Origin of the sequence: Clostridium manihotivorum (assembly GCF_004015185.1) — a bacterium.
GTDB lineage: Bacteria > Bacillota > Clostridia > Clostridiales > Clostridiaceae > Clostridium_AR > Clostridium_AR manihotivorum.
This window is the reverse complement of record NZ_CP025746.1, coordinates 530,686-553,991: the sequence shown is the minus strand read 5'-3', so window position 1 is coordinate 553,991 and position 23,306 is coordinate 530,686. Positions and strand designations below refer to the sequence as shown.

The 23,306-nt window shown below is 32.5% G+C and carries 22 protein-coding genes and 1 pseudogene; 6 read left to right on the top strand and 17 right to left on the bottom strand.

Features of this window, described 5'->3' with window-relative positions; genetic code table 11:
* Positions 1-66: 66 nt before the first annotated feature.
* The 5 genes from C1I91_RS02425 to C1I91_RS02405 form a co-directional block, all read right to left on the bottom strand.
* Positions 67-1,242, bottom strand: a complete 1,176-nt coding sequence (locus tag C1I91_RS02425; RefSeq protein WP_128211063.1) for an ABC transporter permease — start codon at positions 1,240-1,242, stop codon at positions 67-69.
* The gene (locus C1I91_RS02420; protein ID WP_128211062.1) at positions 1,235-1,966 is read right to left on the bottom strand and encodes an ABC transporter ATP-binding protein; all 732 of its coding nucleotides are present in this window, start codon (positions 1,964-1,966) and stop codon (positions 1,235-1,237) included. The genes C1I91_RS02425 and C1I91_RS02420 overlap by 8 nt, the downstream gene beginning before the upstream one ends.
* 19 nt (positions 1,967-1,985) lie before the next feature.
* Positions 1,986-2,513: a DUF2812 domain-containing protein gene (locus C1I91_RS02415; protein WP_128211061.1), complete on the bottom strand. Its 528-nt coding sequence runs from the start codon at positions 2,511-2,513 to the stop codon at positions 1,986-1,988.
* A gap of 20 nt (positions 2,514-2,533) precedes the next feature.
* The gene (locus C1I91_RS02410) at positions 2,534-2,857 is read right to left on the bottom strand and encodes a PadR family transcriptional regulator (RefSeq protein ID WP_128211060.1); all 324 of its coding nucleotides are present in this window, start codon (positions 2,855-2,857) and stop codon (positions 2,534-2,536) included.
* A 364-nt stretch (positions 2,858-3,221) separates the two neighbouring features.
* Positions 3,222-3,662, bottom strand: a complete 441-nt coding sequence (locus tag C1I91_RS02405) for a GNAT family N-acetyltransferase (RefSeq protein ID WP_128211059.1) — start codon at positions 3,660-3,662, stop codon at positions 3,222-3,224.
* A 289-nt stretch (positions 3,663-3,951) separates the two neighbouring features.
* Between C1I91_RS02405 and C1I91_RS27980 the strand changes: the two genes are divergently transcribed.
* Positions 3,952-4,110, top strand: a complete 159-nt coding sequence (locus tag C1I91_RS27980; RefSeq protein ID WP_164880392.1) for a hypothetical protein — start codon at positions 3,952-3,954, stop codon at positions 4,108-4,110.
* Positions 4,111-4,245: 135 nt separating this feature from the next.
* Here the strand turns inward: C1I91_RS27980 and C1I91_RS02400 are convergent, their stop codons facing one another.
* Positions 4,246-5,118 (bottom strand): SDR family oxidoreductase, encoded by an 873-nt coding sequence (locus C1I91_RS02400; RefSeq protein ID WP_128211058.1) that lies wholly within the window; start codon positions 5,116-5,118, stop codon positions 4,246-4,248.
* 184 nt (positions 5,119-5,302) lie between these two features.
* On the opposite strand from C1I91_RS02400, the gene C1I91_RS02395 reads away from it, so the two are divergent.
* Positions 5,303-5,719 carry a hypothetical protein gene (locus C1I91_RS02395; protein WP_128211057.1) on the top strand — a complete coding sequence of 139 codons (417 nt, stop codon included), beginning with the start codon at positions 5,303-5,305 and terminating at the stop codon, positions 5,717-5,719.
* Between the two features lie 311 nt (positions 5,720-6,030).
* Here C1I91_RS02395 and C1I91_RS02390 read toward each other — a convergent pair whose 3' ends face one another.
* Complete coding sequence (locus C1I91_RS02390; protein WP_128211056.1) at positions 6,031-6,666, bottom strand: FMN-dependent NADH-azoreductase; 636 nt, start codon at positions 6,664-6,666, stop codon at positions 6,031-6,033.
* 196 nt (positions 6,667-6,862) lie between these two features.
* On the opposite strand from C1I91_RS02390, the gene C1I91_RS02385 reads away from it, so the two are divergent.
* Positions 6,863-7,174: a winged helix-turn-helix transcriptional regulator gene (locus tag C1I91_RS02385; RefSeq protein ID WP_128211055.1), complete on the top strand. Its 312-nt coding sequence runs from the start codon at positions 6,863-6,865 to the stop codon at positions 7,172-7,174.
* 49 nt (positions 7,175-7,223) lie between these two features.
* On the opposite strand, the gene C1I91_RS02380 is transcribed toward C1I91_RS02385, so the two are convergent.
* The 5 genes from C1I91_RS02380 to C1I91_RS02360 form a co-directional block, all read right to left on the bottom strand.
* Positions 7,224-8,294 carry an AI-2E family transporter gene (locus tag C1I91_RS02380; RefSeq protein ID WP_128211054.1) on the bottom strand — a complete coding sequence of 357 codons (1,071 nt, stop codon included), beginning with the start codon at positions 8,292-8,294 and terminating at the stop codon, positions 7,224-7,226.
* 642 nt (positions 8,295-8,936) lie between these two features.
* Complete coding sequence (hcp, locus tag C1I91_RS02375) at positions 8,937-10,646, bottom strand: hydroxylamine reductase (protein WP_128211053.1); 1,710 nt, start codon at positions 10,644-10,646, stop codon at positions 8,937-8,939.
* A gap of 252 nt (positions 10,647-10,898) precedes the next feature.
* A protein-coding gene (locus C1I91_RS02370; RefSeq protein ID WP_238475849.1) for an IS630 family transposase occupies positions 10,899-11,961 on the bottom strand; the annotation gives its coding sequence in 2 pieces (ribosomal slippage) (positions 10,899-11,492 and positions 11,494-11,961; 1,062 coding nt in all).
* Positions 11,962-12,141: 180 nt separating this feature from the next.
* Positions 12,142-13,056: a pseudouridine-5'-phosphate glycosidase gene (locus C1I91_RS02365; protein ID WP_128211052.1), complete on the bottom strand. Its 915-nt coding sequence runs from the start codon at positions 13,054-13,056 to the stop codon at positions 12,142-12,144.
* 1 nt (position 13,057) lies between these two features.
* Positions 13,058-14,146: a PfkB family carbohydrate kinase gene (locus C1I91_RS02360; protein WP_128211051.1), complete on the bottom strand. Its 1,089-nt coding sequence runs from the start codon at positions 14,144-14,146 to the stop codon at positions 13,058-13,060.
* 427 nt (positions 14,147-14,573) lie between these two features.
* Between C1I91_RS02360 and C1I91_RS02355 the strand changes: the two genes are divergently transcribed.
* A complete protein-coding gene (locus C1I91_RS02355; RefSeq protein ID WP_128211050.1) occupies positions 14,574-15,290 on the top strand; it encodes an EcsC family protein in 717 nt (238 codons plus the stop codon).
* Positions 15,291-15,506: 216 nt separating this feature from the next.
* On the opposite strand, the gene C1I91_RS02350 is transcribed toward C1I91_RS02355, so the two are convergent.
* From C1I91_RS02350 to C1I91_RS02340, 3 genes and pseudogenes are all read right to left on the bottom strand, one after another.
* On the bottom strand, positions 15,507-16,610 hold the full coding sequence (locus C1I91_RS02350) for a Gfo/Idh/MocA family protein (RefSeq protein ID WP_128211049.1): 1,104 nt from the start codon (positions 16,608-16,610) through the stop codon (positions 15,507-15,509).
* A complete protein-coding gene (locus C1I91_RS02345; protein WP_128211048.1) occupies positions 16,607-17,188 on the bottom strand; it encodes an acyltransferase in 582 nt (193 codons plus the stop codon). The genes C1I91_RS02350 and C1I91_RS02345 overlap by 4 nt, the downstream gene beginning before the upstream one ends.
* A 7-nt stretch (positions 17,189-17,195) precedes the next feature.
* A pseudogene (locus tag C1I91_RS02340) lies at positions 17,196-18,383 on the bottom strand (DegT/DnrJ/EryC1/StrS family aminotransferase).
* Positions 18,384-18,651: 268 nt separating this feature from the next.
* Between C1I91_RS02340 and C1I91_RS02335 the strand changes: the two are divergent.
* Both C1I91_RS02335 and C1I91_RS02330 read left to right on the top strand, forming a co-directional pair.
* Positions 18,652-18,948, top strand: a complete 297-nt coding sequence (locus tag C1I91_RS02335) for a hypothetical protein (RefSeq protein ID WP_128211047.1) — start codon at positions 18,652-18,654, stop codon at positions 18,946-18,948.
* Positions 18,949-19,172: 224 nt separating this feature from the next.
* Complete coding sequence (locus C1I91_RS02330) at positions 19,173-19,994, top strand: DNRLRE domain-containing protein (protein WP_164880420.1); 822 nt, start codon at positions 19,173-19,175, stop codon at positions 19,992-19,994.
* Positions 19,995-20,119: 125 nt separating this feature from the next.
* On the opposite strand, the gene C1I91_RS02325 is transcribed toward C1I91_RS02330, so the two are convergent.
* Complete coding sequence (locus C1I91_RS02325; protein WP_128211045.1) at positions 20,120-21,910, bottom strand: tetratricopeptide repeat-containing glycosyltransferase family 2 protein; 1,791 nt, start codon at positions 21,908-21,910, stop codon at positions 20,120-20,122.
* Positions 21,911-21,930: 20 nt separating this feature from the next.
* Positions 21,931-23,214, bottom strand: coding sequence for a nucleotide sugar dehydrogenase (locus tag C1I91_RS02320; protein ID WP_128215892.1), 1,284 nt, complete (start codon positions 23,212-23,214; stop codon positions 21,931-21,933).
* Positions 23,215-23,306: the final 92 nt, after the last annotated feature.

The following is a 23,306-nucleotide window of genomic DNA, read 5'->3' as shown; positions in this document are numbered from 1 at the left end:
CAACACTGTATTAAGAAGTCTTAAATATTTAATATGTTTATAATTAGAAACATTAGAATTTTACTCTTAACTTCTAAATATAACCTCTTCTCTTGAGAACATTATTTTGGCGAATAGAAGTGATAATATTACGTAAACTATATGCCAAGCTGCTACCACAAGAATATGCTGAGTGTTGAATATTCCTACTAAAAACTCCTTCATAAGTACTACTACATTAACTATAGGTACATGGAAGTATATAAACTTAGCAGTTTTAGCATCCATCATAAATGGGATATAAGATAATATGAATACTGGTGCCGTAATTCCTGCTAAAAATGAGTTTGCTTCTTTTATAGACTTTGCGTATATGCTTATTGCCATTTCTACTGCACAAACTGATATTAATATAAATAATGCAAATACTGAAATTAATATCAGAGCCTTAGGAGTTATATTCAAAGAGCTGCCTAGCTTAAAGTTATATACTAAGGATCCTCCCATAGCTAACATACTGGCTACCAAAGCTATAATTGATACTGTTGCAAGAGTGGCTAGCTTGCCCCACATTATTGACATTCTGCTAACTGATGTAGATAGTAGTGGTTCAAAGGTTCCTCTTTCTTTTTCTCCAGCAATGAAGTCTGCTGCAATTGAGAGAGTTGGAGTAAGCATGAATATAATTATAAATGTTGGAAGCATTCCTATCATCATAGAACCGATATCATCGCCGTTACTCTTCTTATTGTCTGCGGTGACTTGCTGTATATCAAAAGGATTTAAGAAGGTTTTATCCAATCCCTTGCTCTCAACTCTTGCATTAACAATGGATTTATAGTATGAATCAAAAATCGCTCTTATATTTGATGCAGCCATGGAGGATTTATTTGAATCCTTATCATAGACTAGCTTCAAGGTCGTTGGTTTAAGGTCTTTTATGTCTTGATCAAAACCTTCTGGTACTTCTACTATAAGAGATACATCTCCTTTTTTAAGCTTAGCATCTAAATTATCGTCATAATGAAGATTTATATTTTTCTGCTCTTTTAGTATGCTTACTATAGCAGAATCCTTATTTCCCTTAATGCCTAGATCCAGCTTCTTTTCTATATCATTTTGAGCATCTTTCATCATATAATTAACAAGACCAAACATTACTGGATATATTAGTATAGGTAAAAAGATACTAAATATTATTGTCTTCCTGTCTCTAAAGATATCCATTAGCTCTTTCTTAAATATTGTAAGGAAATTATTCATCTTTTTCACCTCCTATAAGATCAACAAATACTTCTTCCAAATCATTATTGTTATGTTTTTTCTTTAATTCTTCTATGGTTCCCTCTTCTATGAGTTCTCCTTTATTTATTATTACTACCCTATCACATAGTCTTTCAACTTCACTCATAGAGTGACTAGAGAACAATATTGTTTTATTTTCCGCCTTACATTTCTTTATAAAGTTTTGAATTATTCTTGTGGCTCTTACATCTAACCCAGTTGTAGGCTCATCAAAGAGCATAACTGATGGAGAATGCACTATTGATCTTGCAATTGAAACCTTTTGCTTCATACCCCTTGAGAACTTACCTACCTTCTTGTCTATATATTCCTTCATATCAAGTTCTTCAGCTAATTCATTGATTCTTCTATCAGCTTCCTCCTTAGTAAATCCATAAAGGTTAGCGAAGTAAAGCATGTTCTCTCTAGCTGTTAATCTATCATAAAGACCTACATCTCCACCAAATAAAATTCCTATCTCTTTTCTAACCTTTTCTGGCTCCTTTATTACATCAAAGCCGTCCACAAGAACCGTGCCGCTGGATGGCTTTAAAAGTGTAGAAACCATTCTCATTGTTGTGGTCTTTCCTGCACCATTTTCTCCAAGAAGACCTACTATTTCTCCTGGATTCACAGTAAAACTCACTTCTTTTACTGCCTTAGTATTCTTAAAATTTTTAGTTAAATTCTTAACCTCTAGCATATATATTCACCCTTTCCATCTATAACTTTTTCTTTAATTCTCTATATTTAAAAAACATCTTTGTGTTACCATATATAAATAATCCAATTATTAACGCCCAAAATACATATAGGTAAACCGACTTGACTGGATTTAGAAATACTGATGTAAAACAAAGCAGCTCTCCAACTGAAACTAAAGCTAATGCTTTTTGAATGGTTCTGAGCATCTCAGCTTTTGAATCTATATCATTAAAAATATCCATTTCCTCATTGCTTATTGCTTCACTTTTAAAGTAAATCCAATTCATACAAGTGGTCACAAACTGCCAACCTGACTCTTCAAATATATCGAGGTAATTGTCCTTGTCATATTTTTTAAGTCTTCTATAATCTAGCTTATACACTACATCCTTTGGTTCACAGACTCTAAACTTAAATCTACATACTCTCGCAGATACTAGTTCATATCCATTGAGACTCATTTCCCTTAGCCATTTCTCTTCATCTTCATGCTGCCATATAAAGAAGAGCTTGAACTTTCTTATAAACTTATCTTCACTTTCCATATTGCCCTCCAAAATATACACTATAGCTTAGCTATAACAGACTTACCATTTTCATAAAGTAATTCAATTCTTGAATGTTCCAATCTAATAATCTGTTTTCCTAAGTCTGTTAGCGAATAACTTTTTCTTCTGGAATCGAACTCATTAACTACTTCTACTATTATTTCCTCTTTAACTAGCTTGCTTATAGCTCCATACAAGGTTCCAGGTCCAAGTTTTACTTGCCCTTCAGTCATTTCTTCAACCCTCTGCATTATGCCATAACCATGTATAGTTTCTGTTAAGGAAAGAAGTATATAATAAGTAGCTTCTGTCAAAGGAATATATTTTTTAGCATCCTTCATCTGTCTTAGGTCATCTCCCTTTATTATCAGATTTTGTATCGCTGACCGATATATCGCTTACTGATATATTATTCCATTTATTTCATAATGTCAACTGTTTTAATTGAAAATTTTTTACTAATTTTAGGGCATTCACTTAATAAGCTTTCTTTGAGTGAGCTTTTTTCACATACGTCTTTCCAAAGGTATATAAGAAAAATACTACAGCCCAATAAAATTTTACAAAAAAATAGAAGCTAAAAATAATAGCCTCTAAACTCTCACATAATTATTTTAAGTTTTAAACAGTTTAATCTCAGCTCTTTGAAAATAAGTAATTAGCACTAAATACTTTAATGATCTTACTCAAAGAATTAGTAGTTATTTACTCATATCTCATCTTAATATGAGGAATGCCTGCTTCCATATATACTTCAGACTTTCTTTTAAATCCTAGAGCTTCATATAGTTCTACAACATATTGTTGTGCTGATAAGGTTATACCGTCTTCCTTAAGTTCATTTTTTATAAACTCCATAGCCTTTATCATCATCTTGCTGGCTAGACCAAGTCTTCTATGGCTTTTTGTTACTAAAACCCTTCCTATGGACGGATCTTTATAAGCAACTCCAGCTTTAATAATCCTGCAATAAGCTACCACTCTTCCATTATCTACTGCAAAGAGATGATAACAATCTTTATCTCTATCATCTAGATCTTGCTCAGTAACTCCTTGCTCTCCTATAAACACTTCCATTCTAGACTTAACTATTTCATAAAGCTCGTCTATTGTTAATTCGTTATAATGTTTCAAAATCCAATCCATAATATCTTCTCCTTTTTCATTATAACTATTCTACTAATTTTTTTAGATTAATTCTATAGGTTATAGTCATCTAAGTTCAAGTATAAATTAAGTTTAGGTATAGGAACTCTTTTTAGAGTTCCTAACTCAACTAAATAATTTATACGTGCCCGAAAATCCCCAAACCCCGGGATTTTCGAACAAGTATAAATTAAGTTTCGATATAGGAACTCTTTACTACAACTCTCTTTTTATTCTAGTTTAAATCTTTAGGATTAATCAAATAATAACATTGAAAGGAGTGTTGATTATGGCTAACAAAAAGGGTATGCATGAAAAACAAATGGAATCTGCTAGAAAGTTACTTGAACATAATGTTGGATTAACCGAAATAGTACAGCAAACAGGTTTATCACAAGAAGATGTGCTAAAAGAGAAACATAAGATGGAGAGAAGATTTGATGATTAGTTAATAGCTTACTGATATTCATCTATTTATATTATGCAGATGGATATCAGTAAGAATTGCGTCCAAATATTTATCAGCATCCTAAATTGTTATATTTAAATTGTTTTTCTAAGAAATATCAGACATATTGATTATCTATCCATTAACTATATTACCGCCATTTACATGTATGGTCTGGCCAGTAATATATGATGCATCATTTGATGCTAAAAACACATAGGCTTGAGCCAATTCCACTGGTTGCCCTGCTCTACCTAGAGGTGAGTCTGAACCAAACTTTTGAACATCTGGAGCATTAAAGCTAGCTGGTATTAATGGTGTCCATATTGGTCCTGGTGCAACAGCATTCACTCTTATTCCTGTCTCAGCAAGGTTTTGAGATAGAGATCTTGTAAAGCTAACTAATGCCCCTTTAGTGGAAGAGTAATCAATCAAAGTCTCATTACCTAGGTAAGCTGTTATAGAAGTTGTATTGATTATATTTGCTCCGCATCTCATATATGGCAGAACAGCCTTAGTTAGATAAAATGCTCCAAATACATTAGTCTTAAAAGTCTTCTCAAGTTGATCTGCACTTATATCCTTTAGACTATTTTGCACATGTTGCTCTGCTGCATTGTTAACCAAAATATCTATTTTACCCCACTGATCTATTACTTTTTTAACCACTTGGCCACAAAAGTCTTCGTACCCTATATCTCCGCTTATGAGCATACATTGTGCACCGTACTTATCTATTACTGTCTTTGTTTCCTCTGCATCATCTTCTTCGTGCAGATAAACTATGGCTACTTTAGCTCCTTCTTTTGCAAAAGCTATAGATACTGCTCTTCCTATACCACTATCTCCTCCAGTTATTATAGCAACCTTATCCTTTAATCTGTTAGATGATTGGTTATAACCTTCCATCTCATATATAGGTCTAGGATCCATCTCATTTTCAAAGCCTGGCTGTCTATCCTGATGTTGTGGAGGAAAGCTTGTAGGGAATTTATGATTCTTATCCATTTTTATCACCTCTAAAATCTAAAATATGTCTTATCTATTATTCCTTCTAATAAAGCATTTTATCCTTTTCATAAAATGTTTAATGATTGAACCTCATATTGGTTAATCCTTTATTGCTGAATACTTCTAGTATAGAGGCATATAAATATAGAAAAAATATATTTGTAGAAAGGAGTGATTTGCAATGGAATATAAAAGAATACTTGATAGTGGTGATCTAGAATCAAGAATTGAAAGAACTTTAACTGAGTTCTATTGGGTTAATAAGATAGATATTAACGCAAAAAATGATCCTTTTTCTGCAATTGTATATGTGGATCCTAAATTAGTAACCTATGATGAGGTCCTTGACTTTATAGAGTTTATAGGTGATGAACAAGATACAGCTAGATGTACAATATGCGATACTAGAGCTATAGTATCCTTAAAAGAGGGTTTTGATAGCGGCAAAGAATTTGAGTATTTGATAGGGTTAAATGAGCTTAAGATAATACTTGCAAGATCTTATGACCTACCTGATAGTAAGGTAATAGATGCTATAGTTAAGGTCCATGAAGATATTCATGTTTTAATAAAGGATAGAAAGCCACTTCCAATATAAAGTAAAGGAGCTAAAAGCAAGCTTACACTTACTTTTAGCTCCTTACTAATCTATATTTTTTTTATATCCTTAGATGCATAACAAGAACCAAAAATCACATAAAAAATAGTTTTTCATATTTCTTTTAAACTTGTTATTTAAATTAAATATAGATACAAAATATACTATAGGGAACCAACTTCAACTATTAATTTATACATGCCACAAAATCACCAGAAGCCGCGATTTTATAACAAGTATAAATTAAGTTTTCATGAAGGTTCCCTATATAATAGACCAATATTACAATTAATACTTATACAATGGCTTTATTAAAACTTCTTAGCAACTTCCTTTGCATTAGCTATAGCAGCAGCCTTGATTTCCTCAGCTTTATCTGGAGTGAAGTTTGCACCTTCTACTACTACAGACTGAACATCTGTTACTCCAAAGAATCCAAGTACAGCTTTTATATATCTATCTGCTAGTTCAAGTTCTGCAGCAGGTCCAACACTATATATACCGCCTCTTGCCTGAACATGTACAGCTTTCTTACCACTTAGTAAACCAACAGAACCTGTTTCAGTATATTTAAATGTCTTACCAGCTACTGATACTGCATCTATATAAGCTTTTAACATTGGAGGTATTCCGAAGTTCCATAGTGGAGATACGAATACATACTTGTCCGCTTCAACAAATTGATCTACTAGTGCTCCTAAAGTACCAACCTTTTGTTGTTGTGCTTCTATTAAGTCTGTGAAAGCTGTGCCTTCAGCTAACTTGCCCCAAGCTTCAAAAACATCTCCATCAATTAGAGGAATATTATTTTTGTAAACATCTATATTTATTATTTCATCTTCTGGATTGTTGTTCTTGTATTCATTTATAAATTCTTCTGCTACAGATAAGCTATAAGAAGCTTCTATAGGCTTTGGATTTGCTGTGATATATAATACCTTTGACATAATTTAATCATCCTTTCATTTTCCATAAATTATATTTTAAAATTTCTAATAATATACTTGAGTTCTTGTAATAAGTTTTATATAATTATTATACCTAATTAATAATTATTATCAACTTACTTTATGTAACTATATTAATATATACAGCTTACTTTTGTCAAGTATATATGTTAAAATAAATTTGGGAGATGATTATATGGATAAGTGTCACCAACTTTGCCCTAAGTTTGAAGCTGCTTTTTCTCTACTTGGTAAGAGATGGACTGGTTTAATAATTCGAACTTTACTAAGTGGTCCTAAAAGATTTTCAGATATATCCGAAACTATTCCAAACATGAGTGCTAGAATGCTTACAGAGCGTTTTAAGGAATTAGAAAAAGAAGGTATTATACTGAGAAATGTTTACCCTGAAATACCGGTAAGAATTGAGTATGAGCTTACTGAAAAAGGGAGAGACCTTGGAACAGCCATGGATGAAATACAAAAATGGGCTGAGAAATGGAGTTAAAATCGGCAGGCATCTGCCGATTTTCCATTTTATAAAAAAGATTTACCTTTCAATTTTCATTTTTATAATTTATTGTATTGTCTGAAGTTAATACATTAATATTTATTAAAACCACCTTAAGCAAAGAATATAATGGAACTATGATAAAGGCTCCTAAAGGACCTATTACACTAGCCGCAGTTATAACTAAGAATATGTCTGTAAGTGGATGTATATGCATAGCCTTAGACATTATAAGAGGAACTACTATCCTCCCCTTTATTCCTTGAGCTACCATAAAGAGTATAGTCAGCTTTATTATCATCGGTATACCATAGCTTATAGCTATAATATATGGAATAACCATAGATATAAAGAATCCTACGAAAGGTATAAAGGCTAGTATAAATGTGGTAGATGCCAAAACAATTGCACTAGGGATACCTATTATCTTGTATCCTATAAAAATCATGGTAGCCAAAGATATTGCAACACAAGCTTGCCCTGTGACATAAGAGGAAAGAACCTTATTTCCATCACTCATAATCTTTGATAGCACATCTTTATATCTTTTAGGAATTATCTTCAATACACTTTCTTTAAATCTTAATCCATCCTTTAGTAAATAAAATATTATGACAAGTATTAGAAGCAGCGCTGAAAATAAGTTCATAGTAAAGGAAAATACCTTTAAGCTTCTTCTTCCAATAATGTATAGGTAACCTTCTAAATATTTTGTTATTCTATCATACATCCATTGGACATCCATGTATCTACCAACATAACCATCAAACTGACTGATAAAATCATTATTGATTATTTCAGACAGATTAAATATCAGTGTCCTAAACTCCTTTATTAAATGCCTTCCTAAAAAGATAAAAAATCCAGCAAGCACTACCGAAGCTATTATCAAGGTTATCATTGCAGAAAAACTAGACTTAACTCCTTTTTTCAACAACATATCATTAAGGGGCTTTATAAGGTAAAAGAAAAATACTCCTATGATTATTGGTACCATAACAACCTTTACTATCTTTCCAGTAAAACTTAGCAGCATAGGGACTTTACTATAAATGTATACTATCAACAACAAAAGGTTTATTATTAATAGATTATAAATTACTTTCCTTTTATTCATAATTCTCTCCTAATCCTCTTGCCTTTCTTCATGTGCCAAGACTAATTGGGGGGCATCAACTATGGCAAAATCACATTACTTCTTTTCACAGGGTGTCGTCGAAGCCTCAGATCAATGACCACTCAACTTCAACAAGGCGCTTTAGCAGAGGTAATAATTAAAAAGCTAATTACTAGCTCTGTAATTAGCTTTTTCCATAACCTTAATTTGTATGCCTAGTAATATTTATAAATTAAGTTCCAGTTATTTTACTAACTTTTTTTGCGTATCTGACCTTCTAAACGCATATAAGTAAAATCTTGTAGGCGACATAAGATTTCTTTTTTACTGTTTACTCTAAATAGCTGTTCTAAAGCCTTGATATTGCTATGTTTAGATAGCAAAGAAATTTATATTTCCCTACGAAAAAGACAAGTTTTTCATTATACTTTTGTGATAGCTTTTACCCTCATGGGGGATTTCTTAACAGTAAAAAAGAGGACTACATATGGTAGTCCTCCTTTTGTAAAGGGTGTAAGATTGTTACTATAATGAAGATCTGGGGAGATCTTATTTTTTTGCTTAGGCTATGTTTAATAATTACAACATTGTACTTTAACAGAGCCTGAGTCTACAGGGATATATCTATAATTTAAATTTATCTTATGCGTTTAAGAACATTGCCATATCATCTTCAACATTAGTTATTCCACCGATACCAAAGTTTTGTACTAAAACGTTAGCTACATTTGGTGAAAGGAATGCTGGTAGAGTTGGTCCTAAATGTATGTTCTTAACTCCTAAGTGAAGTAATGATAACAATACTATAACAGCTTTTTGTTCGTACCAAGCTATATTATATGATATTGGTAATTCATTGATATCAGCTAAACCGAATACTTCTTTAAGCTTTAATGCTATTAATGCTAATGAGTATGAATCGTTACATTGACCAGCATCTAGAACTCTTGGAATTCCTCCGATATCACCTAAGTTTAACTTGTTGTACTTATATTTAGCACATCCAGCTGTAAGGATTACTGTATCCTTTGGAAGCTTTTCAGCAAATTCTGTGTAGTAGCTTCTGCTCTTAGCTCTTCCATCACAACCAGCCATTACGAAGAATCTCTTTATAGCTCCACTCTTAACTGCATCAACAACCTTATCTGCTAAAGCAAATACTTGCTCATGAGCGAATCCACCGATGATTTCTCCTGTTTCTATTTCAGTTGGTGAAGGTAATTTCTTAGCTTGTTCTATCAATGCTGAGAAATCCTTTATTCCATTGGCATCTGCATCTATATGCTTAACTCCTGGGAAGCCAGTTACACCTGTAGTGTATATTCTGTCCTTGTATGAGTCCTTTGGAGTAACTATACAGTTTGTAGTCATTAGTATTGGTCCGTTAAACTTTTCGAACTCTTCGTTTTGTTTCCACCAAGCATTTCCGTAGTTTCCTGCAAAATGAGTGTACTTCTTGAATGCTGGGTAGTAATGAGCTGGAAGCATTTCACTGTGAGTATAAACGTCTACTCCAGTTCCTTCTGTTTGCTCTAATAATTGTTCTAAATCTCTTAAGTCATGTCCACTTATTAATATAGCCGGGTTATTTCTAACACCTATATTAACCTTTGTTATTTCAGGGTTTCCGTAAGTCTTAGTATTAGCAGTATCTAATAATGCCATACCTTGAACACCAACTTCACCTGCTTTTAATGCTAATGCTACATAGTCATCAACTGTCTTTGTATCATCTAGCAACTCAGCTAATGCTTCAGCCATGAAAGCAACAACATCATCATTTTCAAAACCTAATGCTCTAGCTTGCTTTACGTAAGCAGACATACCTTTTAGTCCGTAAGTTGTTAATTCTCTTAATGATCTTATATCTTCATCTTTAGTTGAAAGAACGCCTACAGTTTCAGCCTTTTCATTGAACTCATCTATGTTAGTTGAGAACCAAGTTGTTGCTTCTGGTAGCTTGCTTTCTTCTTCTCTCTTTAATCCAACGAAAGAAAGTATTTTAGTTAACCAGTTTTCATTAGTAACTCCAACGTTTCCACCTGCTTTAGCTACTTCAGCCTTTAGTTCTTCTCTTAAAGCTAAACCTTCTCTTATTCTTGATATAAATACATCTCTATCAAAGTTTGCATTTGTTATTGTTGCAAATAAACTATCAACTATGAAGTTGTCAGCTTTTTTACTTGTAACTCCAACTTTTCTTCCTTCATTGTTTACTACTGCAAGACCTTTAACAACATATATTAATAAATCTTGTGATTTTGCTACATCTTCAGTCTTTCCACAAACACCTTTTATTGTACAGCCTTTACATCCAGCTGCTTCTTGACATTGATAACAAAACATACTCATAACTTAACCTCCAAATTAATTTATTTATTTTAAATTATCCATACCAGCTTCAGCCCTGAGCCTAAACTAGTATTTCTTGGTTTGATCTCTTCTCTACATTTCAAATTATACTAATTTACTCTACATTAATCGGTAACTTAAGTTACGAATAAAACTTTTTTTAAAAATAATAAAATTTTAGCCCGCTAAGCATGATAAGCTCATACCTAGAGGGCTGACAACTATTATACTATATATATTTCAATAAAACTTCTACATTTTAATGCATAGCCTGTCTATGATTTCTGTAGGGGTTTTATTTATATGTGTAATAAACCTTTGCACTGCTTCGCTTACCCTAGATAAGGTAGGATAGAATGCATTATTAATTATTCTTGACTTAAGCCACCCCCATAACCCCTCTATCAAATTAAGTTCTGGACTATATGGTGGTAAAAATACTAACTCTAATCTATTTTTATTCTCATATAAAAAGGGCTCAAGTAGTTTTGCATGATGTATTCTTGCATTATCTAGTATCATTACGATTTTACCCGTAGGGTATTGTTCTAGTATACACTTTAAGAATCTTTCAAATACAACTGCATCATACCTCTCATGCTCTTCACAATATACTTTTCCTGTACCATAATCCAATATCCCTATTAATTTTACTCCAGCATTTTTACCGTAGGTTGGGATTTTACGCTGCTGACCTTTCTTAAACCAAGTTTTCTGTATAGCTTGATAGTCTCTTATCATGGATTCATCTTCGAACAGAAGATGCGCTAGCTCCCCATTAATTAGTTTTTTTAGGTCTTCAAAAGTTACCTTAAATTCTTCTTGCTTTTCTTTATCAGCTTTTTTTTAGTACGTAGGTTGGTCTTGTATAGCTTAGATTTAATCTATGCAAAATTTCATGGATTCCCCTGTGACTCATGGTTATACAAAATGTTTTAATCACCCACTGCCTAATTATTTCAATAGTCCAGTTTTTTCTAGATTCAAACCCGACTTCGTCAGGAGTTTTATTTGTTACAATTTCAACTATCATGGCTTCTTGGTCTTTACTCAATTTTCTGGGAGCTCCTGTACTATGCTTCATTACTAAGCCTAGCAATCCTTTAGCTTTGTAGTTTTTAATGTAGTCTCCGACTGTATGTTGATCTAAAGAAACCATTTTAGCAATATCAACATTTGAAGCACCTTCCAAGTGCCTTAATATTACTAGGTATCTTTTATACATTCGTACATTTTTAGTTTCCTTCATAATTGACTTTAATTCATTAATTTTTTCATTTAATTCTAATGTATTATTTGAATAAATATTATCCATATAAATCACAACCTTTTAAATATTATTGTAATTATTTTGCACTTATTTGCGATTTATATATTTGGTAATATTCTACTATGAATTTTTATTATTGAAATTTATATATTTAAATTCTTTCCGCAAGCTCATTAAAGCATCGGATAATTAAATACTAAATTTCAATAAAGTCTTTAACTATTATTATAATTTAGAAAGTTCTACTGCAAGCTTAGCAGCAACTTCTGCGTTGTTGAATACTAATTTTATATTTGAATCTAGAGAAGCTCCACCAGTGATTTCTTTAACCTTAGCAAGTAAGAATGGTGTGCTTTCTTTTCCCTTTATTCCTTTTTCCTTAGCTTCTTTTAATGCATTTTCTATAGCAGTAGTTATTGTATCGTAGTCCATTTGATATTCTTCTGGAATAGGATTAGCAACCACTACTCCACCATTTAATCCAAGATCCCACTTAGCTTTTATAGCTAAAGCAAGTTCCTTTTCATCATCTACCTTGTAATCAACGCCAAAGCCGCTCTTTCTTGTATAGAAAGCTGGAAGCTCTTCTGTCTTAAAGCCTACTACAGGAACTCCGAAAGTTTCTAGGTATTCTAGAGTTAATCCTATATCAAGTATTGATTTTGCACCAGCGCAAACAACTGCAACGTTTGTATGAGCGAATTCTTGTAGATCTGCTGATATATCAAAGGTTTCTTGTGCTTCTCTATGCACTCCACCTATTCCACCTGTAGCAAATACTTTTATTCCAGCTAAAGCTGCTATTATCATAGTTGATGCAACAGTTGTAGCTCCATCAGCCTTTTTAGCTATTATGAAAGGTATATCTCTTCTTGAAGTCTTTATTACATTCTTAGCTTGACCTAAATGATCTATTTCCTCTCCGCTTAATCCAACCTTTAGAACTCCATCTAATATAGCTATTGTAGCTGGAACTGCTCCATTGTCTCTTATTATCTTTTCAACTGCAAGTGCTGTTTCAACATTTTGTGGATAAGGCATACCATGTGATATTATTGTAGATTCTAGTGCAACTACTGGTCTACCTTCCTCTATTGCCTTCTTAATTTCTGGTTTAACGTCTAAATATTTTTCTAACATTTTAAAATTCCTCCTCAATTAATTTATATATATTATCCACTGTTATATTAGGGTTTATTGTATTCTCATGACTTAAGGCCATTATAGCTGCAGCATTTCCAAATATAGCTTTTTCCTTTATGCTAAGGTTATTTAGTTCACCATAAACTAGACCTGCTATAAATGCATCTCCAGCACCTGTAGCATTCACTACCTTTATCGCTTTACCTTCTATATGTCCGTCTTCTTTGCCATCTGTGTAATAAGTGCCATCTGAACCAAGGCTTATAAATACATTATTAACGCCTGCATTTATAAAGTATCTTCCAGCTTTTTTTAAGCTAGCTTCATCTTCAATCTTTATTCCACTTAGTATCTCAGCCTCCAGCTTATTAGGCTTTATGGTATGAAAAGCACCTATTATTTCCTTTACCTTTATGGCCTTTGCAGTAGAAACAGTATCTAAAAACAACTTGTTTTCTTTGTAATTATTAGCTATATGCCTTATAACATCTTCCCTTAGGTTTGTATCCACAACAGTAATTGCTGAGTTCTCAAGCACATGCTTCTTGCTTAATACATAATTAACATCAAGCTTCTCCATAACTTCCATATGAGATATAGCTACGGCCATATCACCAGTCTCATCTAAAATTGAAAGATAGGAAGATGTACTTTGCCCCTGGGCTACCATAACATCCTTAACATCAAGGCCTAAGCTTCTACCTTCATCAAGTACCTTTTGGCCATAGACATCTTCTCCTACCACTGATAGAAACTTAGTAGCAATGCCTAGTCTAACCATGTTTTCAGCGATGTTTCTTCCAACACCACCTAAGGAGTGCTTAACTGTTCCTATATTGGAGTCTTTAAAAATTAATTTGTTACTAGGGAAGCCTTGAATATCTATATTAGCTCCACCTACAACTGTAGCATATTGACTTTCCTTAACCACATAACCTTTTCCTACAATGCTACCTTTTTTTATTAAATTAGTTATGTGTACCGCTACCGAAGATCTGGTTATTCCTAAGATATTTGCTAGTTCCTTTTGCGATATCATAGGATTTTTTCTTATAATCTGTAAAATTTCCTGCTCTCTGTTTGTCATAGCATCACCCTAACATATGCTTATTTTATTAACTTTTGCTTATATTAATAATATCACTTTCACCTCTGACTGTAAAGGTTTTATAAACAGCCTACTTGTAAATAAAATATAAACTTTTAGTATATAGATAGTATTATTGGATAATAACGATAAAACTACTCAGAATAAATAAAGATGTGCTACTTCTGTCACCAATCTATTTTTAGCATTCTTCTGACCTTTGGTACTAGAATCTTAAAATATAAATTCTATTAGAAATGATTTATCTATAATGAATTTAGTTTTATATATCACATCCACAAAGTTGGTGAATATTAAATAATATATAATAATAAGTTTAATGCCCTTAATGCTATAATCATTGTATTAATTTATTGTTTAGATGCCTTTAAACAAATCACTTTGAAAAGGAGAGACTTCTTTATATATGAAACACTATAAAGATCATGCGAGAGCAGAACTAAAGCATTGGAAATCCAAAGTAATTAAAAAACCTTCTGTGATAGATAAACTTACAAAAGGCAGTCAAAAGAAGATAAATAGTATACTCCCAGAAAAATATCATACTATTATGACTGAAGCCATAAAAAATATATCAAAGGCTGTTATATCCGGTTCAGAATTCATAACTAAAAAAACATATTCTGATATGAGTTTTTATGATAGAGAAGAATTAGTAAGAAAAAAGCTAGAAACCTATAAAACTACAGCTATGATAGAAGGTGCTGGAACTGGTGCTGGCGGATTTTTAGTAGGTCTTGCTGACTTTCCCTTATTATTAAGTATAAAGTTTAAGTTTCTTTTTGATGTAGCCTCAGTATACGGTTTTGATGTTAAAGATTATAAGGAAAGATTGTTTATACTTCATGTATTCCAGCTAGCCTTTTCCAGTCAGGAGCATATAAATAAAATCTTCTCTGAAATTGAGAACTGGGATAGTTACTCAGAGACTCTTCCTGAAGATATCAATAAGTTTGACTGGCAGACCTTTCAGCAAGAATATAGGGATTATATTGACTTAGCTAAGTTACTACAGATGCTTCCTGCCATAGGAGCTTTTGTAGGTGCCTATGTAAATTCTAAGCTTTTAGATAAACTTGGTGAGACAGCTATGAACTGTTATAGAATGAGGTTATTAAAGTAAAAAATATGTGCCTAGCTTTGTAAAAGTTATGTTCCCTCCTCTCAACTAGGGGCCAAAACTACAACTTATTACACTCAATAGGCACATATTTATTAGTTTCTAATAAAGTAATCAAACTCTAGAAAATATCTTAGGTACGTTTACTAATTCTTTTTGTAGGCTCATTAAAACATAAGATGATTAGTCCATTGATTTAAACTAGTCTTTTAATAGCCATTAACCTTTTCCAGTGAAACCTTTCATATCCAAAGTTGAGAACCACTCTAATGGAAACTTAACTTCCTTACCTGTTAGCCTTGACTTGTAGGCGGCTAATACTATCGCCATAGCCTTTTTTCCTTCTTCACCATCTACATATGGAGTTTTATTTTCTCTAATGGCATTAATCATATCCTTAAAGAGAAACTTATGTCCAAAACCATAAACAGTATCAGGATCTTTTGAACTAAACTTAGATATAAATTCATTATCCTGGCTTTCATCTTCAAAACTCCAGGTATCTATCTTATTAACAGCAATTCCTCCTATTGACACAGTTCCCTTCTCTCCAAATATGTCTAAAGTCTCCTTCAGGTTCCTTGGATATATGCAAGTTGTTCCTTCAACCATGCCTATAGCACCATTTTTAAACCTAATTATTATAGCCCCAAAATCCTCTGCATCTATCTTGCGTAAAAAGGTATCGCACTGAGCATAAACTGTATCAATTTGTCCTCCAAGCATCCATTGAAGCAAGTCTATATCATGAATACACTGATTCATCAAAGCTCCGCCATCTAACTCCCAAGTGCCTCTCCACTTAGCCTGAGTATAATAGTCCATATCTCTATTCCAAAGTATGCGAGCTGTTCCGCTTATCAGCCTACCAAACCTATTTTTTTCAACTGCTTTTCTTAATAGTTGAATAGATGAATTAAATCTATTTTGATGACAAATACAGAGCTTTACATTATTTAATTTGGCAATACATATCATATTGTCAGCATCCTCAATGGATAAGGCCATTGGTTTTTCACATATGACATTTATTCCTTTATTCATACAGTAAACTGCTATTTCAGCATGGTAGCCACTCTCTGTTGCTATGGTTATAATATCTATCTGTTCCTTTTCTATCATTTCCTGGTAGTCAGTATATACCTTAGGCAACTGCTCAGGTGGACATTTTTCTTTATATTGTTTAGCTTTGCTTACAGCTCTTTCTTCTACAATATCGCAAACACATACTAATATACCTTCATTTTTATTAGCTGCAATTGCTTCAACATGCTTATAAGATATTCGTCCACAGCCTATTATTGCAAATCTATACCTATTCATTTTTCTACACACCTTACTATTCCATTGATCATTAAATATAATTTTCCACAGCTGCTGCAGGTTTCATGTTTTTTATCCACAAAATTTAACCTTTGTCCACATTTGCAAACATATCCTATCAATTTTCCTGGGTTCCCTACCATAACCCCGTAGTCTGGAACATCCTTTGTAATAACTGAACCAGCACCTACTAAAGCATATTTACCTATATTATTTCCGCATACAATTGTAGCATTGGCACCTATACTTGCACCCATTCCTATTAAAGTGCGCTTATACTCCTTCTTTCTTTCTATAAAGCTTCTAGGATTTATAACATTAGTAAAAACACAGGAAGGCCCTAAAAACACATCATCTTCACAGATTACACCGGAATAAACTGATACGTTATTCTGTATCTTTACCCTGTCCCCTATAATAACCTCAGATGATATATATACATTCTGTCCTATATTACAATCACGCCCTATAATGCAATCCTTCATCACATGAGAAAAGTGCCATATCTTTGTGCCTTCTCCTATGACGGAAGGCTCATCTACATATGAAGAAGCATGAACAAAATAATTGTTATCCACTTTACTTTTACACCTCGAAATTATTTATAGTATCTACAATATACTGCTTTTCTTCCAAGGACAGCTCTGGATATATTGGTATAGCTAATGTCCTTTTAGATACATATTCTGCGTTAGGTAAATCACCTTCCTTATACCCTAGATCGACGTAGACTTTCTGAAGATGTAGTGGTATAGGGTAATATACACCTGTAGCTATACCTTTTTCCTTAAGATAGTAACTGAGCTTATCTCTATAGTCACTCTTAACTACATACATGTGATAGACATGCTTCGATTCAATGTTATCCTTTGGCTTTTCTATAATATTATTAAGTATATTACTATTATAAAAAGCAGCATTTTTTCTTCTCTCATGGTTCCATTCACCTATTTTTTTCAGTTTTACTCTGAGGATAGCTGCTTGGATAGTATCTAGCCTAGAGTTACATCCCACAATCTAGTTATAATACTTTGTAGGATTATATACGGTACTTTCACTATTATTAACTTCTAACTCTTCATGAATGTCATTCATAAGGTTGTATGCCCTTTTACCATAAGCTCCGCTGCCGTGAGCTCTAATAGCTCTAGCAATGTCTGCTATATCATCCTTATTTGTGACTATCATGCCTCCATCTCCAGCGCAGCTCAAATTCTTTGTAGGAAAAAACGAGAAACAAGCTGCATCACCTAATGTTCCTACCTTTTTACCGTCATACTCTGCTCCAATAGCTTGACATGCATCTTCTATAACATATAATCCATTATCCTCAGCTATAGATAGTATCTCCTTCATATTCGCAGGTAGTCCAAATAAATGTACAGGAAGTATAGCTTTTGTTTTATCAGTTATCTTATTAATAAGCTTTGAGCAATCTATATTGAAGGTATTAACATCAATATTCACAAATACAGGCTTTGCCCCTACCATAGATATGCTTTCCGCAGTTGAAAAAAAGGTGAATGGAGTTGTTATTACCTCATCACCCTCCTTTATACCTAAAGCCTTCATTGCAATTATAAGTGCATCTGTTCCATTGGCTACTGAAACTGCATTTCTTACTTTTAAACAACTTGCAAATTCTTCTTCAAATTCTTTAACCTGTTTTCCCATTATATATTCAGAAGAAGACAAAACTTCTAGCACTGCCTTATTTATATCTTTCTCTAAGCTTTTATATTGAGCTTTTAAATCAATAAGAGGAATGTTCACACTATTTCACCTTCATTAATTTTTATTCATAAAATTATAATAGATAAATAAATCAATTTCCCTTAATCTTTGTAAACTAAGATACACTTTACTATATGCAAAACACAGCATTTTAGATACCTTGCTATGTCATAGACTTAGATAAGTTAAATGAATAGACAAATAGTTCACACTATTGTTTTAAAATCATATATTAATATAAAGATACCATTTTAACTCATAAGATGATATCGCAATAAACAAATTAAGATAAAAGGAGCTGATTATTTTGGCAGCAGATGCAACCTTGCATTTTGATACCCCTGAAACTGGTTCACTCTATACCGTACAAGCTACTGGAACACTTATTCCTCGTTATGCAGGATATATTACAATAAATGTTGCTGCTAGTAGCACTAGTCTTACCTACCCTAGAACTTTAACAAACTTTAAAAAGACTTTTGCAATAAGCAATCCAACTAGCACTACAGCAACCTATAACGTTACAACAACCTTAACCATAGTTCCTAAGAGAGAAGTTAGAGACACAATTGACGTTACTTGGGGATTATCACAAACACCATAATAATTCTTTAATGTTTTGAATATAAAAATTAGAGCATTAAATTGAAAATATAAAAAGCCTCAGATAATATATTTTTGAAGTAATATATCTAATAGAATTACTCCTACCCAATATTAATTTTAAAGAAATAAGAATTAAAATAGAAAATATTAATATAAATATGGAGTGAGATATATAATATCTGGCTCCATATTTTTATATAACTGAGAAGAGAGGTGAATCTCTTGGCTAGTATCATAATTCCTGCTAATAAAAGTATTACTCTTACAGATAAACTTCCAAATGGAAATATCAATGAAGATATACTATTAGTAGGTAGTGATGGCGTAAATAAATATATTAGTTACCTTTTTTTTGATATATCCACCATACCAAGCAACGTAGCTATTAGTTATGCAGAACTAGTAATGTTTAAAGCCAATAACTTTTACAATGATTTAAGTAAGGTATTTGGCATCTACCCATGCGGCTACTTCAGTAGCTACTCAACCTATAGTAATCAACCGCAAATAGATGCATGTAATCCGACTTACTTCTATCCTATTACTTCTCAAGTCCATGTTAAAGCAGCTATAACCTATATTATTTCAGCTTGGATAAATAATGCAAAAAGAAGTACTTGCCTTATGTTATTTGGTAAAAACAACGATATTTCTGCAGCCTTTGGCTCAGCTATAAGCAAAGATATATATTTAATACCCTTTATAAAAATTACTTTCACCCCTATTCCTCAGAAACCAATTTTTATTAGCTATACTCCGCCTAGCCAGCCTAATCCACCTGTTAAAACTGGAATACCTTCAGTGGAGCAGGTTCAGGTTACAGGAACAGTAGCAGTTAACGCAAAATATAACGCTCTAATAAATGTTGCTGTAGAAAGGCAATCTACTGGCAACACAGACAACTATTATGTAGTAGATGAGTATGACAATTTAGGGAAGAATACTCCCCTTAATATAGATAAAACCTATAGTATAACTATAAATCCTAAGCCAAATCCAGGAGATAAAGAAACAGTAACTTTTAGTGGTTCCTACTCTGAGTGACTTTAGCCAATAAGCTGTTAAAGTACCGTGTTGAAATTAAGTAATAAGGCCACACATGTATAATAAATGATTTTACTTACATGTGTAGCCTCAATTAGTAGCATATTTAAACAATATTTAGATGCTTAGCTTAATATTTTTAATATATCTAATCCTCCGCTATCATATATATCAAATTCTTTAATTGATCTTAGTATCTCCTTTTTAGCCAATTCAAGATATCCATTTCTATAATAAAGCTTCCCAAGTGAAAGAAGCATGGATCTATTACTCACTAGGTTTCCTAGATTTACTGCTATAGATAACTCATCATACCGCTTATTTATAAGCATTATTTCACAAATCTCCATTACGATATCTAGGTATTCATGTTCATTTTCATCTCTACTTAGTATTGTTGTTGGTTCTTTTATAAATAATTTTATAAGTTGCTCATAGATGTCTATTCTCCTTTTATAAGACTCTCTTGTCTTCTCTTCTTTTTTTATCTCTTTAAGAAGCTTATACGCATCATTATATCTCTCTAATAATATATAGCTTATAAACTTACTGAAGAAAAACTCTATATAAGCTGGCTCTTTCTTATTTATTTCTGTTAATGCTATACAGTCTTCAAAACCACCTATTCTTATAAAACATCTTGCTTTAAGCACATTTACTCTTTCCTCAAGCGAATCATCATTACATTTATTTAAATACTCTAAAGCTGTATTGTAATCTCCTTCTTTAAAAAACAAATCAGCCATAAGAATATAGCTTTCACAAGAAACATCAAAAAAACTCTCAACTATAGTCTTAATTTCACTTATACTTTTATTTTCAAGTTTTAGAATATGCACAATATTATAAATAGGATCTATAAAGCTAGTATCTGCTTTTAAAGCCTCAATATAATAGTTATAAGCAGTTTCAAAATCTCTTAGTTCATAATAAATATTTCCTAATTCATTAAAAGCCTTTACCCCTCCAGTTCCATCAAAAAATTTTAGGTTAGCTGGCGGTTCTCCTAATTCAATACATTTCTCTAAGGCCTTTATCTGCAAAGTTGGTTTTCCCAATATTTTATAGTTCTCAGCTTTTAAAAAATATAGATCAGTGCACTCAGGATAATAGTTAATTCCTTCACCTATAAGTCTTAGAGATTCATCATATTTACCTATATCGAAGTTAACATACACCATCCTAATAAGGAGCGCATAGCCAAATCCTACATCGGGATTAAAATTATCATAACATTTATAATAAAACTCTAGTGCCTTCTCTAAATCTCCTAAGGCAGCATATTCATTACCTAAATTAAACAAAACAAATTTATCATTTGGATGCTTTTTTAGTTGATTGGTTAGTATAGTTAAATTTCTATTCCTTTTATCTGTTGATGCGATTCTCTTATTTAGATATCCGTAATGATGTACTTTTACATCCTCGCAAATAACATGATAGTTGTTTTCGCTGTAGGCTAACTGATTATGGATAGCACCTTCATAATGGAGGCCAATGTTGTTTTTAAATAATCTTGGATTAAGATTTATAATCTTATTATTCTCATCTATATAATTGCCGCAATAACTTACTCCTTGGAAGTTATATATAGCATTTTCATCAAGCTTGCTGTTTAACAATATCCTTACAAGCTCTTGGTCCTCTTTATATAATTCTTCATCTGCATCCATTATTAGAATCCAGTCCTTTGAAGCATGCTTTAAGGACTCATTTCTGGCCTCACTAAAGTTATTATTCCATTTAAAAAAGTACGTCTTAGCATTAAAACTTTTGGCAATCTCTAAAGTTCTATCTGTGGAACCAGTGTCTACTATTATAATTTCATCCACAATATCCTTGATACTAGCTAAACATCTTGGTAGGTATTCTTCCTCATTTTTAACTATCATACATAAACTTACTTGATTTTTCACGTTTTACCTCCCATATACATCTACAAAAGGAATATATTAACTCTATTTTCAACTTCTTTAGTGGCATTCTTTGTATCGAATATAAGTTTAGAATTTCCTTGAATAAAGTCATAATCATAGCTTTTATGATCAGTGGTTATAACTACTAAATCTGTACTTTTTAAAATTTCTTCAGTCAATTGAATACCCTTATATTCAAATCCTTTATATTTAAATTGCTCTATATATGGATCATAAAAATCAACCTTAGCTCCATGGTTTTTGAAGTTGTCCATAATCTTAAGTGCTGGACTTTCTCTGTAGTCAGCTACGTCTGCTTTGTAGGCTATTCCAAGCACTAGTATATATGAATTATTTAAAGGTTTATCAAATTTATTTAGTATATCTGAAGATCTCTCAACTATATAACTAGGCATATAATTATTTATTTCTCCAGCAGTTTCAATAAGCCTAGTATGGTAGTCGTACTCTCTAGCCTTCCAGGTCAAATAATAGGGATCGAGAGGAATACAGTGTCCACCAAGGCCTGGACCTGGATAAAAAGCTTGAAAACCATATGGTTTACTTTTAGCAGCATCAATGACCTCCCAAATATCTATATTCATCTTATTACAAATGATAGCCATTTCATTTATTAAGCCAATATTTATGTTTCTATAGGTATTCTCAAGTATCTTTTCCATCTCGGCCACCCTTGGGCTTGATAAAGTCATAACCTTACTATCCAATATATTTTCATAAAAACTTCTTGCAATCTCTGTGCTTTTATTACCAATACCGCCAACTATCTTAGGCGTATTTTTTGTATTATAGGAAGAATTGCCTGGATCAACTCTTTCCGGTGAAAAAGCTAAATAAAAATCCTCTTCACAGATTAGTCTAGAGGACTTTTCTAGTATTGGAAGCACCAGTTCTTCAGTGGTTCCAGGATAGGTCGTACTCTCCAATACCACAAGCATATCCTTATGAAGGAACTCAGCAACTGATTCTGTAGATCTCTTTACATAACTTATATCTGGCTGCTGATACTTATCCAGAGGAGTTGGTACACATATTAAAACCACATCAACCTTAGCTACAAAGCTAAAATCAGTCACCGCCTCCAGTTTCTCTGCCACCACCAAGGTACTAAGCTCAGAGTTTACTATATCACCTATATAATTAATCCCCTTATTGATCATATCAACCTTTTTCTCCTGGATATCAAAACCTATAACCTTGAAGCCACACTTTGCACTTTCAACAGCTAAAGGAAGCCCTACATATCCCAAGCCAACTACTCCAATAACTGCACTTTTCTTCATAATCTTTTCTTTAAGCTCAGTTTCCTTACACACTTTTGTTAACTCCTTTTATTTATCTATTAGCAACAGTGATCCTAACTTTCAATATATAA